Source organism: Dethiosulfovibrio faecalis (assembly GCF_021568795.1).
GTDB lineage: Bacteria > Synergistota > Synergistia > Synergistales > Dethiosulfovibrionaceae > Dethiosulfovibrio > Dethiosulfovibrio faecalis.
Map to the genome: position 1 here is coordinate 32,564 of NZ_JAKGUE010000010.1, position 18,086 is coordinate 50,649.

The 18,086-nt window shown below is 49.3% G+C and carries 17 protein-coding genes and 1 tRNA gene; 11 read left to right on the forward strand and 7 right to left on the reverse strand.

Features of this window, described 5'->3' with window-relative positions:
- Window positions 1–78 precede the first annotated feature (78 nt).
- From L2W58_RS08235 to L2W58_RS08270, 8 genes are all read left to right on the forward strand, one after another.
- Entirely contained in the window at window positions 79–825 is a 747-nt protein-coding gene (locus L2W58_RS08235; RefSeq protein WP_236102872.1) for a LexA family protein, read from the forward strand.
- A gap of 39 nt (window positions 826–864) precedes the next feature.
- A complete protein-coding gene (locus tag L2W58_RS08240) occupies window positions 865–1,872 on the forward strand; it encodes a hypothetical protein (RefSeq protein ID WP_236102873.1) in 1,008 nt (335 codons plus the stop codon).
- A gap of 63 nt (window positions 1,873–1,935) precedes the next feature.
- Window positions 1,936–2,682, forward strand: a complete 747-nt coding sequence (locus tag L2W58_RS08245; protein WP_236102874.1) for a hypothetical protein — start codon at window positions 1,936–1,938, stop codon at window positions 2,680–2,682.
- Between the two features lie 113 nt (window positions 2,683–2,795).
- Window positions 2,796–3,497, forward strand: coding sequence for a hypothetical protein (locus tag L2W58_RS08250; RefSeq protein WP_236102875.1), 702 nt, complete (start codon window positions 2,796–2,798; stop codon window positions 3,495–3,497).
- Window positions 3,490–4,569, forward strand: a complete 1,080-nt coding sequence (locus L2W58_RS08255; protein ID WP_236102876.1) for an endonuclease/exonuclease/phosphatase family protein — start codon at window positions 3,490–3,492, stop codon at window positions 4,567–4,569. The genes L2W58_RS08250 and L2W58_RS08255 overlap by 8 nt, the downstream gene beginning before the upstream one ends.
- Before the next feature lie 100 nt (window positions 4,570–4,669).
- Window positions 4,670–5,107: a hypothetical protein gene (locus L2W58_RS08260; RefSeq protein WP_236102877.1), complete on the forward strand. Its 438-nt coding sequence runs from the start codon at window positions 4,670–4,672 to the stop codon at window positions 5,105–5,107.
- Window positions 5,108–5,129: 22 nt separating this feature from the next.
- Window positions 5,130–5,663, forward strand: a complete 534-nt coding sequence (locus tag L2W58_RS08265; RefSeq protein WP_236102878.1) for a DUF4231 domain-containing protein — start codon at window positions 5,130–5,132, stop codon at window positions 5,661–5,663.
- A 238-nt stretch (window positions 5,664–5,901) separates the two neighbouring features.
- A complete protein-coding gene (locus L2W58_RS08270) occupies window positions 5,902–6,324 on the forward strand; it encodes a TIR domain-containing protein (RefSeq protein WP_236102879.1) in 423 nt (140 codons plus the stop codon).
- Window positions 6,325–6,376: 52 nt separating this feature from the next.
- Here L2W58_RS08270 and L2W58_RS08275 read toward each other — a convergent pair whose 3' ends face one another.
- From L2W58_RS08275 to ppk1, 7 genes are all read right to left on the reverse strand, one after another.
- Complete coding sequence (locus L2W58_RS08275; protein ID WP_236102880.1) at window positions 6,377–7,051, reverse strand: NYN domain-containing protein; 675 nt, start codon at window positions 7,049–7,051, stop codon at window positions 6,377–6,379.
- A 122-nt stretch (window positions 7,052–7,173) separates the two neighbouring features.
- Window positions 7,174–8,301, reverse strand: a complete 1,128-nt coding sequence (locus L2W58_RS08280; RefSeq protein ID WP_236102881.1) for a tyrosine-type recombinase/integrase — start codon at window positions 8,299–8,301, stop codon at window positions 7,174–7,176.
- A gap of 194 nt (window positions 8,302–8,495) precedes the next feature.
- Window positions 8,496–8,569 (reverse strand) — tRNA-Gln (locus L2W58_RS08285).
- A 38-nt stretch (window positions 8,570–8,607) separates the two neighbouring features.
- Complete coding sequence (locus L2W58_RS08290; protein WP_236102882.1) at window positions 8,608–9,903, reverse strand: amidohydrolase family protein; 1,296 nt, start codon at window positions 9,901–9,903, stop codon at window positions 8,608–8,610.
- A gap of 29 nt (window positions 9,904–9,932) precedes the next feature.
- On the reverse strand, window positions 9,933–11,495 hold the full coding sequence (locus L2W58_RS08295) for a Ppx/GppA phosphatase family protein (protein ID WP_236102883.1): 1,563 nt from the start codon (window positions 11,493–11,495) through the stop codon (window positions 9,933–9,935).
- Between the two features lie 15 nt (window positions 11,496–11,510).
- Window positions 11,511–12,458, reverse strand: coding sequence for a CHAD domain-containing protein (locus L2W58_RS08300; RefSeq protein ID WP_236102884.1), 948 nt, complete (start codon window positions 12,456–12,458; stop codon window positions 11,511–11,513).
- A complete protein-coding gene (ppk1, locus tag L2W58_RS08305) occupies window positions 12,451–14,577 on the reverse strand; it encodes a polyphosphate kinase 1 (protein ID WP_236102885.1) in 2,127 nt (708 codons plus the stop codon). The genes L2W58_RS08300 and ppk1 overlap by 8 nt, the downstream gene beginning before the upstream one ends.
- A gap of 179 nt (window positions 14,578–14,756) precedes the next feature.
- Here ppk1 and pap point away from each other — a divergent pair, with 179 nt between their 5' ends.
- From pap to L2W58_RS08320, 3 genes are all read left to right on the forward strand, one after another.
- Window positions 14,757–16,280, forward strand: coding sequence for a polyphosphate:AMP phosphotransferase (gene pap, locus L2W58_RS08310; RefSeq protein ID WP_236102886.1), 1,524 nt, complete (start codon window positions 14,757–14,759; stop codon window positions 16,278–16,280).
- Window positions 16,281–16,326: 46 nt separating this feature from the next.
- Window positions 16,327–16,914 (forward strand): DUF4412 domain-containing protein, encoded by a 588-nt coding sequence (locus tag L2W58_RS08315; protein WP_236102887.1) that lies wholly within the window; start codon window positions 16,327–16,329, stop codon window positions 16,912–16,914.
- A 143-nt stretch (window positions 16,915–17,057) separates the two neighbouring features.
- Window positions 17,058–18,083, forward strand: coding sequence for a ketoacyl-ACP synthase III (locus L2W58_RS08320; RefSeq protein ID WP_236102888.1), 1,026 nt, complete (start codon window positions 17,058–17,060; stop codon window positions 18,081–18,083).
- Window positions 18,084–18,086: the final 3 nt, after the last annotated feature.

Sequence of the window (18,086 nt, forward strand, 5' to 3'; positions counted from 1 at the left end):
AAAGAAGTACAAAATATCTCTTTTAGGAGGTTCACTTATAGATCACAAAATGAGATATTGTGATTGGGGGTGGGGCAAATGGGATATTCAGAGATGGAGAAAAAACTTATCAGAGGAGATCGATTGAAATTTTTAAGGGAAAAGTTAGATCTGTCTCAAGGGGAACTGGGAGAGCTTGCGGGGATAGCACAAAATCACATCAGCTCTATTGAAACTGGCAAAAGAGGAGCTTCTGATAAAACTAAGAAAAGATTGGCCGAAGCACTCAAAACAAATGTTTCTTATCTCATTGGCGAAACCGACGATCCAGCCCCACAGGACAGCCCACCAGGCGATACCTTCCCGTTCAAAAAACTATTCGAGCGGGAGGAATGGAGACAATTTCCAGTACTGGAACCAACCGTCGTCGCTTGTGCGGGATACGGGAATGGGGGGATGACTACGATTTACGCCGACGCGGAGGAATTTATCCCTCTGCCAGCGTCCATGGTGGGGACCATCTCGGTAGATCCGGGGAAGTACCCTTTTGCGCTTCGTATTGAAGGAGACAGTATGGAAGATGCGGGGATAGTCGACGGGTCGTATGTGCTTGTCAACCCGGCAGAGGAGGTGTACGACGGAGATCCAGCACTTGTTATCTTTGGAAGGAACAGTAATTGCGCCGTAAAGTGGGTTTATTTTCACAACGACGGAGGCGTAGAGTTACGATCCGCTTCGTTGAAGTACCCTCCGAGGGCCTTTTCTGTTGAGGACATTGAGGAAGGGCTATTCCATATTGTTGGGAAAGTGGTTTGGACCGGAGGGAAGCCTCGATCAGGGGCGTAGCGAGGAAAAACACAGAGCAAAAATTTCAACAAAAAGAAGGTGATTAAGCTGTGGTTTTTTAAAAAGAAAAGACCAGAAACAGTTTCGATAGATTTTCCTGACTGGGAAAAAGAAAAAAACCGCAGAGACACAAAACTGGACAAGTTAAAAGCTAACTTCAAAGAAGCTCAGAATACACAAGAAGCCATTGATTCTATTCGAAAAGCGGTCTTCGATTTTATCGAAAACCATAACCAATCACCTGTAGAAATGATTTCCCTCTTTGACGATTTAGATCTACCTATAGACATCACAAAGAGAGAGCTCGCAATACGAAAAGAAATCAATCGACATTATAAACAAAGAGAAAACTATAAAGAAAAGGCGTTCTCTATATATCTGTCCTTACAACATATCGAACTCCTCTACTCGAACCCCGCCAGAGAATGGAGTAACTTCATGGGGCTCGGGAAACTACAAACAAATCTAAAATCACTGGAATACATGGATGCCTTGATTAAAATCATGTCAGAAGGGAAACGGCTTTTCTGCAATAATAAGATAAGCACCAAACTATCAAATGACATTCAAAAAATGTTTAAATTATGGAATTCGTTAAAAATAAAACGCGAAGAATATAGACTAAACTTAGGACTCATCCCCCAAGAAAGAGATCTCGCGAAAAAACATTTTTTGATCCTTCCTGTTGTTGAATATTTAGATCGTCGTTATAAGTTCAACCCCCAAGTTAGAGATGAACTTGTTCATTGGTGCAAAGAAGATATCCCCACATACGAGCAAGTGATAAAAGAAACCAACATTATAGATGATTTCTCTGAAAATGATTGTTACAGCTTGTTGGATAATCCAAGTCTTTCCGAGCAAAAACTACGCAATTTTTCGATTGAAGATGTAAAAAAAATGGATGATTTTTTCGTTCCTAATCTTCCTTCGTTTGATATTTTATGGGGAATTTACGAAGACGAGAAGAATAACGACGGGCTATCTATGCTAAAAAACATTGGAGAAAAAATTGGCTACGAGGAAATATTGACAGAAGAAGAATAGGTGGAACAGCATCGCCAGGGGTGGCGGTTTAGTAGGGAACAATAGGGGCAGGAGATGAGTCTCATGTTCATGTTATGGACTGCAATTTTTATTGTTTCTATGATAGCTATCCCAGTAGGGGCAATTATTGCCAAGAGATACATACAAAGCAAGCTACAGGAGTCTAAGAGGGCGCCGCTCAAAACCTATCAAGTATCTGAAAACATCAGTGTTCCAGAACTACTCCACATCGTCTATAAGGTCCGAGAGGCAAAAATAATCTCAGGCAAAAAATGCAAAGAGATCTCCCATATGATCACCAAAGAAGGGGCTACACCAGAAACCAGGGACTTGGTCCGCCAAATCCTTTATGGGAGAGATGATCAGGTCTCCTCTGGAGAGCTTCTTGGAAAAGAGCATATTTCTGTAGGAAGCAAAAGCGACTGGGCAATCGTGGCTGTGCTCATCCCACTCATGATAGCCGTGTCTTTTGCAACAGCAGACAAGCCCCAACCAGTCCAGGTGGAGCCTTCGGCAAGGGAGCAGCATAAGAAGCCATCCGTTCCCCAAAAAGACATAGGAGATGAAATAGGAGCCTTCATATGGTCTAAAACTTTCGTCAAAGACTACTTAAAAGCTCCATCTACTGCGGACTTTCCTTTCTTTGATAGAGAATCAACACAATTAAACGACTCCACTTGGGTAATAAAATCTTATGTCGACAGTCAAAACAGCTTCGGAGCAATAATCAGAACGCGCTATATCGCAACAATGCATTACAAAGGTAACGATCACTGGGAGCTGTTAGACATTCACTTTGTAGATCAATAATTTTGGATATTAACCTCAGAACCACTTCACGCCTCTTCCTCTAAGGCGTCCTTCGAGAAGAGGAAAGTGTCAGCTTGGATGAGACAGAAAGTAGATCGGAGGAGAGGTAGGCAATGGGATACGAAGAAACCGTGGAAGGGATACTCGACAGCTACTCTAAAAAGAAAGACAAGAAATGGTTCTGTAACTGCAAATGCGAAGATCAGTGGATTTCTGTAGAGGAGAAAAATGAGGGCTACGAGCTTACACCCAATGATAGACCAAGCCAGGAATCCGATGATCCGTGCTTCATCCTAATCCTCGAGTCGCCACACAGGAGAGAGTTTAAAACTTACGATAAAAAAAATAAAAAGCTTAAGACACTTAAGACACCCAAGCCAGCCAATGGGAAAACAGGCCGTAACATACAAGATCACTTCATAGATAGCATGGCAATACAAATGGATGGCAAGAAAAAATGCTACATATACCTACTCAATGCTATCCAATACCAATGCTCACTAGGACTAACACAAAACCAAGAGAACAAAAAAATAAAACTTGATATTTTTAATAAAACATGGGGAAATGAGGGAATGGAGAATTTTAAAGAAAGACTAAAAGGCGTATATGGTACCATCCCCGACAACAGACCTACATATATCGTAAATGCTTGCACTAATTTAGGCAAACTAAAAGAAGACATAACAACAAGAGCTAGTGAAGTTACAGAGAAAAAAATCTTTCAAAGGTGCCACCCTTCTTCGGGTTACTTTATTGTAGAAGCTAGGGCCTATCGTCAGGCATTGAATGAACTTAGGCCCGCCTATGACTAAACTCCATTCAACCCTATTCGCCATCCTAGCATCTATCCTCCTTCTCGCCACCCCCTCCTTCGCTCTCTCTATCGGCACTTTCAACATAGAGTACTTCAACGTCTCCGGGAAGAAGGCCTATTCCCCCACCGACTGCGCCGCTCTGGCGAAGACAATCCGGGGATCCGGTGCCGACGTCCTCGCTCTTCAGGAGATCGAGGGCAACACCACCATGAGGTACTTCGTCACCAAGTTCATGCCGGGATGGGCTTACGCCGGAAATGATACGGGAGGCAGGCAGGATCTCTACTTCCTTTGGAACAAGAAGGTGATCAAACTCCTGGACGGTCCGCATGTTTACGGTGCCAACGCATCCTTCCGCTTCGAAGGCAAGAGTTACAAGCTGAACGACCGACCGAACCTGGTGGCCACGTTCCTGGATACCTGGGACAACACCCGCTTTACCCTGGTGAACGTCCACCTGAAGAGCCAGAGTACCAGAGGGAAGGACGACAAGGCCACAGCCCAGAGATACAACGACACCAAGAGACGAACCCAGATCGAAGGGATAAACAAGCTGGTCTCGTCGCTGAAGGGCCCCGTGTTCGTCCTTGGGGACTATAACACCGACTCCCCCACCGGAACTGCCTTTCCTCTCGTCGGGCTCCACAGCGGCCATTACAGCTACGATAACCGAAAAAGCAACCTGGACTATATCGGCTATATGGGCATCCAAAAGACGGGCTCCTGGAAGCTCTACGAGGTGGAGAGCTCCATAGCCTCCAGATCCACCAGAAGATCTCAGTATCCCGACCACGATATAGTCGTCCTGTCGTTGGACGGCGACGGCCCCCATGCCGTATCGGGTGGCATAGCGGCCCCTCAGGTAGTCAAGCAGAAGAAGGTAATAGCCTCGGACTCGCCTAATGATTCGGGAGCTTCGGGAGACACGATTGTCTATATCACCAAGACGGGAAAGAAGTACCATGCGGATGGATGTTCATACCTAAAGAAGAGCAAGATACCGATCACGCTGAAGGAAGCGAAGGCCAAGGGATATACGCCATGCTCCAAGTGCCATCCGCCGAAATAAGGATAAAGGAACTGAAGGCTTCCGCCGTGCGCACCGGTGACTGGGGGAGCGGGGGGGAGTAGTATAAACTTTTGATTTTACATAAAGGGGCTCGTACGCAATGCAGACAAGCAATATTATTTCAACCGTTGCTTTGGTCATGTCAGGAATATCCTTATATTTTTCCTATCGGTCATATAAACTAAATAACGAAAAGGAACTTAGAATCCTAGCGTCATCTCAAAAAGCAAATATACGCGGGGAAATAATATCAGAATATTCACAATCGGGTTCAAAAAATTACAAGGCCCTGATTTGGAATGACGGGAAAGCTACTGCAAGAGAAATAACCGTCGACGATATAAAAGAAAAGGGAAGTCTCCTAACCCAAAAGGAAATCAATGATGCCTTCCCAGTAGAGAGCCTCGAACCTGATGGACAGGTTCGCATGCCAGTATGTGTTTTTTTAGGATCAACACTAAAACAAAAAATCACGATAAGATGGTCTGATGATTTTAAAGAAAAAAACGAAAAAAACATATACCTGCGAGTGCAATAACCAGGGGAAGAGGGAAATACTCATGGGAAAAAAGACGCCTAAAAAAGAACACGCAAATCCAAGGGTTTTATCTCGTACTATCATTAGAGAAGAGGTCCCTAGATTGACTCAAAAGGAATACATCCACGAACGCTTGAAAGATCAAATAAACTGGTATGGCTCCAAAAGCGAGTGGAACAAAAAGTGGTACGTAAGACTGAAAAAATGCGAGCTTGCCATGGCCGCAACTATCCCTGTGATAGTCTCGTTCATGGATGGGCCGCTGTGTCTAAAGCTCATCATAGCTATTCTCGGAGCATGTCTCGTCGGGATAGGCGGACTTCACGGGCTCCAGAACTACCACGAAAACTGGATAGAGTACAGGAGTACCAGCGAGGTATTAAAGCATGAGCTTTACTTTTATCAAACGAAGACAGGACCGTATAAAGACGAAGATGACCCCTTCCCCCTGTTGGTGCACAGGACGGAAGAGATCATCTCTCACGAGAATATCAACTGGAACAACCTATGCGGACAATCAAAAAAAGAGGGGAAGAGCCCTACGATGGGCCGTTGACTTCTCGATAAGACCTGACAAAAACATCTGGTTTACAGGGGTACTGCTCCCCTCGTAAGCCGGTGATAATCCAGTCCCCAATGGAGGCGTGAAGTGGTCCTTCTAGGGTGTCTATGACCATCTCTTTGTCGGTTTGATAAGCCCTTATTCGTACCGGTAGTTTTTCGAACCAACGCATTTCCTGCATTTCAAACACCTCTATTCGATTCGATCTTAAAAAACGAAAGGAGCTACAGCAATGCCAAGTTTGCGCAATTATAACATCTTCATCAGTCATGCTTGGAGATATTCTGAGCGCTACGAAAAGCTGTCTAACATGCTGAACGAAGCCAAATATCTAAGGACAATCGACTATTCGGTCCCACAGTGGAAGCCAGTTATAGACCCAGAACACCCCTGTAATAAATCCGATCTAAAAAATGCGCTGACAGAGCAAATAAGTCACGCCAGCGTAGTAATCGTCATAGCGGGGATGTGGGCCAGTTACAGCGAGTGGATACAGTACGAAATAGACGAGGCCCAACGTATGTGGAAACCAATACTCGGCATAAAACCCCGGGGACAAGAGCGTATTCCGAGCGCCATCACCCAAAACGCCGATGAAATGGTCGGTTGGAACACCGAAACAATAGTCAACGCCATCCGGCGGTTAGCAAGATAGCACAAAGGGCCAGAGCATCCAGCTCCGGCCCTTAAATTATTTACTAATTTATTCATACCCATGAGGATGGACAAGAAAAAGTGGACCCTGCTACAGAAAAGACCTTTGGGAAAAGAGCTTTTTTTAAATGTTGTTCTTTTATTCGCATATGCCTGAACTTATTTCCAACACAAACCTTTTCTAAATGTTTGGCTCGTGCCCCGGGAGGAAAAAGAACTGATATTTCCACGGCAGGTTTCAATGTCTTTATGGCTTGCAGCGCTGGCACAAAATCGTTATCTCCGCTGATCAAAAAGACAGAATCACACTCGTCGTTTATACAGGCCTTGAGCATATCAATCGCTATATTGACATCAGTTAATTTTTCTTCATAAGTGACAAAACTCTTGTTGCAAAGTCCATTTTTTTTACCTTGAGAACAGGTAGCTTGACAAGGAACCCTACTCCTCTTGGTTTTTTTTAAAAAAGATCCCAATATAACCTTAACTCCAGTTGCCTTCAGAAGATTAATATATACCTTGTGACGGTCCATCTTCCCTTGATCCCATTTTGCATAAGCTGAAAAATAGTGGACTTCTTTTAAATCTTCGGTCTTATTCAAGAACTGAGTAGAAAGATTAGTTAGGTTAAGCCATTTGTAGCAAGAGGAGGACCCATTTCTTGCTACAAGGGTATTTATTGAGTGATACAAATTGAATCCGTCGACAAAAGTAATCACTCTACGCATCAAACACGCCCTCCTAAAAAAAATCCCGTAGCCTCGGCTACGGGAGGCCATGCTGGTCAAGAAGAACCAACATGGGGCTTATTTGCTTATATTATACATAGCTTCCCCGTTTACGCAACCCCCTAGAATCTCACCCCATCCAACCAATCCGCCCACCACTGCATCATCTCCCTGCGCTTGTCCAGGTATTCGGCGTGGTTGTAGGCCGCACGCACCGTATTCTTCTCCACGTGGGCCAGCTGCCTTTCGATCACGTCCGGCGGCCATCCGTTTTCGTTTAGGATGGTGCTGGCCATGGCCCTGAAACCGTGGCCGGTAACTTCTTTTTTTTCGTATCCCATGCGTCTAAGAGCGGCGTTTACGGTTCCGTCGCTCATAGGACGCTCAGACGTGCGTATGGACGGAAAGACATACTTACCCCCTCCGGAGAAAAGACGGACCCTCTCCAGCGAATCTACCGCCTGTAATGACAACGGTACGAGATGGGAGCGACGCATCTTCATCTTTTCCGCAGGAATCCGCCACAGATCTCCGTCGATCTCGGACCACTCCATCTTTCTAAGCTCTCCCGGACGAACGAAGGTATATATACCGACAAGGAGTGCATGGCGCACCACAACGGACGAGAGATCCCCAACCGCCCTGACAAGTCCTCTTATTCCCTGCGGGTCTATTATGGCCGCCCTGTGAGTTACCTGTGGTGGCATCAAGGCTCCTCGGAGGTCGGCTGAGATATCTCGATCGCACCGACCGGTGGCCACACCGTAGCGCATCACCTGCCCGACAAGCTGGTGGACCCTGTGCGCCGTTTCGTGCAGCCCTTCTGCCTCGATCTTCCGTAGTACGGTAAGCAACGCCGGAGCAGAGATGGACCGTACATCGTTGCCGCCGATATAGGGAAACAGAAAAGTATCCATCCGGTACGAGAGATCCCTGATGTATTTGGGAACGCAGGTGGGCTTTTTTCTTTTCTCCAGCCATTCCTCGGCAAGGTCCTTGAAGGTGACCGTACCACCGGCAAGAGGACCGGAAGACTTTATATCGTCCCTAAGCTGCCTGGCTTGTGCAAGGCTCACGGCTGGGTATTCGCCCAGGGATTTCTTTTTCTCCTTGCCGTCCTCCCAGCATCGCAATCGCCAGAATCTGCGCCCAGAGGGCCTTATCTCGATGTAGAGCCCTCTCTCGTCTTTGATCATGTACGGTTTTTCCTTTACCTTGGCTTTTCGTATGGCCGCATCGGTTAACGCCATGAGCCCGCCTCCTATCAGGGGTTGTACGGTGAAACCGTATTATCGGCAACGTTGTACGTTAGATTGCACGGTTTGGTTCTGCGCTTGTACGGTTCCCTATGATTTTCCCTGACGTAAGTATAGCAAAAAAGCCCGCTGTTTAGCGGGCTTTTGAGTCTCTATGGCGTTCTATGATTCTTGATGAAATTAGGCATTGGCTGCCCCGCCTGGATTCGAACCAGGATCGACGGAACCAAAATCCGTTGTGCTGCCTTTGCACCACGGGGCAAAAAACACATCGCAAGGGGTATTATAGGGTAGAAACGGCTAAATTTCCACCGTCTCTCTCATCTTCTCTATCTCCTCGATCAGAGGAGCCTCCACGTCGGACTTCAAATCGAGTTTTACAAGTCGACCATCTCTCACTACCTGGGAGGCTCCTACGAAAAGATGAACCGTATTTCCGTCTCTATCGTCCACCCTGAAATCGCATAGACGGCCCGGCCTGAGAGGTCCGATCTTTCTATCTCCGAAGGCAAAGGCCCCCTTCCCGATCTCATCGATCACGGGACGTGAGACAACCCCATCGTATCGATTCCTAAGGAAGGATCTCTCTTTCTCCAACGACAGATCGTCGTTGCTGGCCTCTCCATCGGTTCCGAGAAACAGGGGAATAGAGGAATCGACCAGGCCTGGAAGGTCGGGAAAACCGACTCCCACTCTATCGTTCATCCTGGGATTCAATACTGCGGAAAGCCCTCTATCGGCCATCAAGGCCCTCTCCGTTTCGTCCACCCAACAACAATCGGACACAATCATTTTATCCAGACCAGGGACCTTGCCGGAACTCACCAGAGAATCCAGGAACTCAACAGGACGACATCCGTAATTATTTAGAGATATGTCGACATCTCCCTTGTCCTCCGATAGGTGAAACTGAACGGGACGATCCAACTCGTAGCCGATACGAAGGGCGGTCACGATAGCGTCCTCGGTGGAACCGTGCATGCTGTGAATTGCCGGTGCGACCACGACATCGGATCCCTCAAGCTCCATAAGCTCCCTGAGAGATCTCTCTCCGTCCTCAACGGTCTCGTAATACCCCTCTTGGGACCTTCTCTTTCCCTCATAGGCACCCTTGGAAATAACATCGTAGGTCATCCTGCCGAAGATAAGCCTGATCCCGACGTCCCTTGCCGCCGCTATGACTTCTCTATCGTACAGGTTTCCCCTGCCGTTATGCAGGTAAAAGGAGGCCATGACCGTAGACGTACCATAAAGGGCCATTCTGGAAAAAGCCCTTCGGCATGCCAGTCGAACCTGCCTGGGCGTGAGAAAGGGACTGTAACGGTAGATGGTGTTACGACACCAGGTTCCCAGATCCCAGGTGGGATCGACCATATCGACATATATGGACTGTTCCGGATGAGAGTGAGCGTTGAACTGTCCCTGCCGAATCACGGCATCGGACTGAAAGACCCTTACTGGCACCGACCCGGAAACGGTCAACTCTCCCCATCCTACCGCCTCTATCCTGTCTCCATTGGCCAATACGTAGCCACGATCGATACGTCCATCAAGCTCTAGAGAACCTACAAAAAGTCGTCTATTGTTCAAAATCATTCCCCCATCTCCATCAGAAGATAGGTACATTATACCGCTAGAAGGGAAAAAGTTCTCCCGAAAATTTTCTTGAAATCCGTCATATCCCTCTCGACGGCCCATCTCTCCAGTTCCCACTCCTCCGGTTCTCTCAGACTCAAGGATAGACGAATCCTCTTGCCCTCGTTCTCAAATATGGCCCCTTCGATGATAGACCGATGGCTTCTGTCCATGCTCTCGGCCATCCTCAAAAAAACGCCGCATTTTCTTACTACCGCGATTCCCCAGCCATCGAGACCGGAGATCATTGGGTCGCTTTTTTTGGGCCTCTTTCCTCTGTGGTAGTTGACCAAAGACGACATAATCTGAAGCTCCATGTCGGTAAAACCCAGCAACTGCGCGTTTCTAACGATATATGCGCCGTGGTGATGGTGATCGCTGAAGGAAAGGAACATGCCTATATCGTGCAGCAAGGAGGCATAATACAGGAGTTCCCTGGCACCGATCCCTAAATCGTGGAGCCCCAATTTCCCGGAACTGTCGAACAGATCCAAGGCTAGTTTGGAAATATGCCTTCCGTGTCGTTCGTCAAACCCACACGAGCGCCCCAATCGGAGTACACTCTCCTCCCTGATGGAAAGTCCCTCGATCAGACCGTGTTTCACTAGATAATCCTCGAGCATGCCGTTTCTAAGGCTCCTGTCGGTCACGGTAACCCTGTCTAGGCTAAGCTCCTCCATAACGGTTTCCATGATGGCCGCACCGGTTATTATTATGTCCTTTCTTCGGCTGGACACTCCCTTTACCTTTTCCCTCTCGTCGGCGGACATAGGACATAAAACTCGAGAAACCTTTCTCAACGCGTCCAGGGACAGCACAGGACCGTCCACGGGAACGTCTATCAAGTCGGGAAAAAGCCCGGAGGCGATTTCCTGTAAATGTCTGGCCGTTCCGGACGACGCGAAGACTCTCTTGAACTGAGACGATCTTATGTGTTTGAGAGAACGGACTCCCCGCCCCCTTACGTAGCGCTTCATGTCCCTGTAGAGCTCTCTCGAGACAGGGCCAACATAGTCAGAGGGGAAAAAATCGTTGTAAAGCCTTATAGTTCCGGCCTTTAGGGAATCCAGAAAGGAAAAATCATTCTGCCCCCCCAGGATAAGCTCGGTGCTTCCTCCACCGATATCTATGAAGAGAGCTTCGTCATTACCCAGATGGTAGCCTCTGGCCACTCCCAGATGTATAAGTCTGGCCTCCTCCAGCCCTGATATAATTTTCAGATCGAGACCAGCTTCTTTTTTAACCCTGTTGATAAAGACATCGGCGTTTTCCGCGTCCCTCGTGGCCGAGGTGGCTACGGCCATAACGTCCGAGACTCCCAGGCTCCGGGCCAACTGAGTGAAACGGCTCAACACCAGGATCGCTCTGTCCATAGCATCTGAGGTCAACATATTCGTCTTGAACTCGCCCTCGCCGAGACGGACCGATTCTTTCTGGTCCGACAGCACGTGAAAGACTCCGTCGTTACGCAAAGAGACGACCAAGACCCTGGCGGAGTTTGTCCCTAGATCTATAAAAGCGGCTCTCCTGTCGCTTCCCTCTCCCGGCCCCATCGAACCACCTCCTCCTTAGATTTCGTCTCCTACCAAAACGTTCCAAAACCGGTCTTCCGAAAGTCCTTGCCACCATTCCATAAAAACGACCTTCTCGGAGGAAAAACGGTCTATCAACGAATTCCGAAAGGCGTTCACGTCCGATTCGATCTTGCGAAATCCCCTGACGTGGCCGAAATAAACCCTGGTCCTCTCCTTTTCCTCCTCCAAAAAGACCGGCAGCCACTCGATCCAGAGATCCAGATCGTGGATAAGCCCAAGTCTATCCTGCATCTCCTTCAGGATAGAGATGGACTTTTTGAAGCCTCCCCCTGTGGCAGGATCGTATATCTCCATGGTGTAGCGAAGTCTTTTGCCGTCTTTTCTCAGGCGATGCCAGGAATCTCGATTGTATCCGCTCCGCACGAAGGCATCGTGACCGACGACCCTCAACGTCCTGTCCTCCAGAGCCGAGTCTATCCACTCCCTGGGGAAATCGTCTTCGCTGCCGTCGTCCAGGTAGCTTTTACCCATCAAAGGCCTCAGGCGTTCGCTCACATCATTCCAGAGGCTCCACCGAAGGGAACTTTCGGCTATACCCAGTAAAAAAGGATTCAAGGCCTCTCTCCTCTGCCTCAGTCTGAGAGAAAGCCTATCGCCCCCTACTGTTCCATCATAGCCGCATTTCCCCTGGTCGGATAGAAACTCCATCCTCACGTCCAGGTCCCTGGCCTCTCCCAAGCCTCTGCCGAGATCCCTGATTCTCCTTCTCCATCCCTTGATATCCGATTCGGAGAACAGACCGTCCATTAGCTCCAATACCGATCGAATCCTTCTGGTAGCCACCCTGGCCTTATGGAGCCACTCTACATCGGCATCTCCTGATATAAGCTTTCCCGAGCTTTTCCTCAAAACCTCCATGTGGGTCAGCAGGATTCTGCCGCAGTACGAGTCGTGTCTCTCACGCTCTTTCACGTCACTCATCCTCCAAAACGGGATTCCAACCCTCTCGATGATCCATCATCCACCTCTGAGAATCGAAGGCATATCCCCCGTCCGAACAGGAAACCTTGACGTAACTTCCGTCGGGAAGGAGCTCCCAGGCGTTGGCCGTGTCCTCCAGATGTCTCATCAATAGATCGTCCACAAGAGATCGACGGAGATTCGGATCCTCTATGGGCGTAAGAACCTCAACCCTTCTGTCCAGATTTCTGGGCATTACATCGGCACTTCCCATAAAAAGCTCGTCGTCCCCTCCGTTTCGGAAATAGAACATCCTAGCGTGTTCGAGAAACCGCCCCACCAGGGATGTAACCCTGATGTTCTCGCTGATACCGGGCAACCCGGGCCTAAGACAGCATATCCCCCTCACCTGGAGATCCACCTTGACCCCTGCGATGGAGGCGTTGTAAAGGGCCCTGATGCTCTTAGGATCTACCAGTTGATTCATCTTAAAGGCGATATACCCGTCTCCGTCGCTCTTCTGTCTCTCTATCTCCCTGTATATCCTGCTGATGATCCCCTTTCTGGTCGTCATAGGGGAGACCAGGATCTTCCTGTAATCCTGCTGGTGGGAGAAGCCGGTCATGGCGTTGAAAAGCTCCGTGACATCGGCGCATATGGCAGAACGAGAGGTAAAAAAGCCCAGATCGGCGTATACCTTGGCGGTCCCAGGATTGTAGTTGCCCGTACCTATATGGACGTAACGACGAAGCCTGTTCTGTTCCCTTCTTATGACCAGACATAGCTTGGCGTGAATCTTAAAACCCAGCAGACCGTAGACGACGTGTACACCGGCGTCCTCAAGCGCTTTAGCCCACACTATGTTCTGCTCCTCGTCGAACCGGGCCTTTAGCTCCACAACGACCGTCACCTGTTTACCGTTACGACGGGCCTCCATCAGAGCCGCCACGATAGGGGAGTTGGATCCGGTCCGATAGAGGGTCTGCTTTATCGCCAACACGTTCGGGTCCGAAGCGGCACGCCTTATGAAATCCAGGACGGGGGAGAAGCTATCGTAGGGGTGATAGAATACCAAGTCCCTTTTCTTTATCTGAGGAAGTAACGGCTCCACTCCCGATAGAGGATAGGGAAGCCTAGGGCGAAAGGGCTCGTCCTTCAAGTCAGGCCTATCCAATCCGGCCAACTGCATTATACGGGACATCCCCATCTGTCTCTTACATCGGAATATCTGCCACTTCTCGAGATGGAGCCGTCCCATCAGGAAATGGCGCATCTCCTTTGGCATATCGGAAGAGATCTCGAGCCTCACTACGTTGGCGAAATGACGTCGTTCGACCCCTTCCACCACGGCCTCCATGAGATCGCCTGCATCGTCCTCGGCGATCTCTATATCGGCGTTTCTGGTGATACGGAACAGATGGGCCTCCAAAACACGGTATCCGGGGAAAAGCGTGTCTATGTGGGCTTTTACCAGCTCCTCTATCCAGAGGGACTCTCCGCCGCTCCTGAACGTGAGCCCCAACTTACGGTAGACGGAGAACTCGCTGCCGGTAAGAACCGCGACGAATGGCTTAAAACTATCAGGGACCTTTACCCTGGCAAAGTGAATTGCCTCGCCGGGGTCCTGAAGCATAACAAGAAAATTAAGACTCAAATTGGAGATCTTGGGAAAGGGCCTTCCGGGATCTATGGCCATAGGGGTTATAACCGGGAAGATCTCCTTTATGAAGTACCTTCTCAGACCTTCTTTGACGTCCTCGGAGATCTCGGCGTAATTTTTTATCGGAATTCCCTTTTCCAGCAGCTCGGCCTTCAGATTATCCCAACAGCTGTCCGCCCGATCCAACAGATAGGATAGCCTGGAACGTATCGCCATCAGCTGATCAGCCGGGGACATCCCATCCACCGAGAGCTCCTTGACCCCTTCTCTGTATTGCTGCACCAATCCGGACACTCGGACCATGAAAAACTCGTCCATATTGTTGTGAAAGATGGACAGAAACTTGACCCTTTCCAGAAGAGGGTTATCTCTGTCCATGGCCTCTACCAGGACCTTCTCATCGAAATCTATCCAGTTGAGCTCTCTGTTGATGTATAGACCGGAATTGTGTAAATCGGGCAGATTTTTCGAATCGGACATGTGTACCCTCCCTCTCTCGTCAAAAGGACGATAAAAAAAGCTATAATGAAAATATCGCTATAAATAGAACTAGGCGATCGAGCTCTCTGTGTCAAGAGCTGGGACCTTAAAACAGTCTACAGCCACATCGATAATCTCAGAGTTACAGAGAGGTAAAAACGAAGGAGGTGCCCTGTATTATGTTGGACAAAATGGATCTTTCCAGAAAGCTGAATAAAGAGGATTTCTCAGACACGAAAGACGACCTCACCAAGAGGCTGGGAGAGCTCCAGAGAAGACAGAGAGATGCCGATATCCCGGTAATGGTGGTTTTCGAGGGATGGGAGGGATCCGGCAAAGGGGCACTCATGAACGAACTCATATTGCCCCTGGACCCTAGAGGCTTTTCTGTATATAACGTCACGGACACGATAGTATCCGATAGATTCTACCCCCCTATGTACCACTTCTGGAAGATGCAGCCTCCGGGAGGGAGGATGGCCATCTACAACCGCTCGTGGTACAGAGAGGCGATGGACTCGTGGCGGTTGAACGAAAAGGACAGATCGGAACTTATAGCAGAGAAAATGGAGGAGATAAGATCCTTCGAAAGCCAGATCGTAAACGGCGGAACCCTGCTGATAAAGCTGTTTCTCCATATAGACAGATCCGAACAGAAGAAAAGGCTTAAACGGCTGAAGAAAAACGATCTGGCCCAGGAGGTCCGGGACAAAGAGGGTCTCAACGCCTACAAAGACTACGACCAGATCATGCCTGTGATGGAGACCATCATAAGAGAGAGTGACCGAGCCTACGCTCCATGGACGATAGTGGAGGCACATGACAGACGATTCGCTACGGCTAAGGTCCTGTCCACCGTAGCCCGGGCGCTAGAGGAGCACCTGAACAGGGAGAACCCCGTCCCCGTTCACCCAGAGCGGACCGAGGCCAGCGACCTGGAGGAGAAAATCGACACCCCGACGGTTCTATCTAAGGTCGACCTCTCTCTGGACATCTCTAAAAAGGAATACTCTAAAAAACTCTCGTCCCTTCAAGAGAGGGTAAGAGAGATGGAATACGCCCTATATCGGGAAAGACGACCTATGATAGTGGCGTTCGAGGGATGGGACGCAGCGGGAAAAGGGGGCTGCATAAAGAGACTCACCCAGAAGATGGACCCCAGAGGCTATCAGGTAATACCGGTAGGCGCTCCCAACGACCTGGAGAAAAAACACCACTATCTATGGCGGTTTTGGGAGGCTTTTCCCAAAGCCGGTCACGTGGCCATATTCGATAGAACCTGGTACGGCAGGGTCCTGGTGGAGAGGATCGAGGGGTTCTGCTCCCCTATAGACTGGAAGAGGGCCTACAGCGAGATAAACGAGATGGAGAAACAATGGCACGATTTCGGAGCGGTGATCGTGAAATTCTGGCTTCAGATAGACAAAGAGGAACAGCTGAATCGTTTCCAGGCGAGAGAAGAGGACGAGGACAAACAGTGGAAGATAACGGAAGAGGACTGGAGAAATAGGGAAAAATGGGATCAATACGAGAAAGCAGTAGAGGAGATGCTGTGGCGCACCAGCACCACCTACGCCCCCTGGACTATCGTCGAGGCCAACTCGAAATTACACGCCAGGATAAAGGTCCTCCAGACCGTTCTCGACGCCGGACTAGAGACATTAGGACCGAAGGCCCTGTCGAAAAAGACAGAATCGAGATAACATCCATCCGAACCTCATCGAGGACAAGACAAAGGAGGTAACCCAGTTGAGAAAAATGATCATATCCATAACCCTGCTGATATTCGTTCTGATAGCGACTTCCGCCCAGGCGGCGGAGTACTCGGCCACCATGGTCACGAAGAGTTCGGAAGGGACCTTCAAAGCCAAGATCTTCGTCAAGGGGAAATGGCACCGGCACGAACAACCGGAGGCGGTGATCCTTTTCGACGAGGAAACAGGCAAGACCTACTCCATAGTACCGGCAGAGAAAATCTACATCGAGATGGGAGAGGACGAGGAAAGCGAGGAGAGCCAATCGATTCTCAACTCCCCAGAGGATCTGAAAATGGAGGTAGGACAGACCATGTCCGACGAGGACGGAAAGATAGAGAGGCTTCCATCGGAGACCGTCGGAAAGTATAGATGCGACGTATACAGACATACTCCCCAGGAGGAGGATTTCGGACCTTCCACCATATGGTTCTCACCCAAACTCAAGACCGCCGTCAAGGCCGTGTCGGAGACGCCTATGGGGACGATCACAATGGAATACGTCGATATAAAGGAAGGACCTCAGGACGAAAAACTGTTTACTATACCCGAGGGTTACAGTAAAATGGAGCTCAATTTCTGAGATAACCGGACCGGAGCCTAAGGCTCCGGTTTTTTATCGAAGCATTTCAGACCAGGTACTATGAATAGGCGCTTTTTATCGTATAATGATAACTCCCTGCAGGCCAAGAGGTTAGAGACAAGAGTAAAAAAGGAGGAATCATCGTGGAGAGAAGAGAAGCCGCGATAGCTCATGTAAGTTACCATTTGCCGGAAAGAAGGCTGACGAACCGGGATCTGGTGGAGGAATTCGGTACCTGGACGGAACACAAGATAAAGAGCAAGACCGGCATAGACGAAAGGCCCATAGCCGGAGAAGACGAGACGGCGTCGGTCCTCGGGGCCGCCGCCGCGGAGAGGCTTTTCCAGGAATCGGGCATACCTAGGGAATCGGTGGACATGCTCCTTCTCTGCACCGAGACGCCGGATTACATAATGCCCTCCACCGCCTGCATCGTCCACGATAAGCTGGGTCTAAGGAAGGACTGCGGCGCCCTGGATTACAACCTGGGATGCTCCGGCTACGTCTACGGACTCTACATGGCCTCGTCCATGGTCAAATCGGGTATGGCCGAAAAGGTGCTCCTTATCACCGGAGACGTCCTTACCAGATATGTCCATCCCGGAGACAAGAGCACCAGGACGATCTTCGGAGACGGCTTTACTGCCACCCTGGTGTCCTCCGAACCGGAAAAAGTTCCCGGAACAATAGGCAGCTTCGTCCTCGGAACCGACGGAGCAGGACACGGCAACCTTATAATTCCAGCCGGAGGAACGGTCTCTCCCTGTTGCGAAGAGACCAAAGAGCTGCACACGAACCGATACGGAAACTCCAGGACCAAGGAAAACCTGTACATGAACGGACCGGAGGTTTTCGCCTTCGCTGTCAGGGAGGTTCCACCGGTGATAGAGAGGTGTCTCTCGGACAACGGGCTCACCATGGAAAAAATCGACTTATTCGTCTTCCATCAGGCGACCCAGATGATGTTGGAGAAACTGCGAGAGATAATGGAGATACCGGAGGAACGGTTCGTCGTGGACATGGAGGAGACGGGAAATACCGTCAGCTCGTCGATACCCCTAGCCTTGAAAAGAGCGCAGGATTCAGGGAGGTTGAAAAAAGGCGACACCGTCCTCGTCTGCGGTTTCGGAGTAGGCTACTCCTGGGGAGCCACGGTTATCCAAATGTAACAG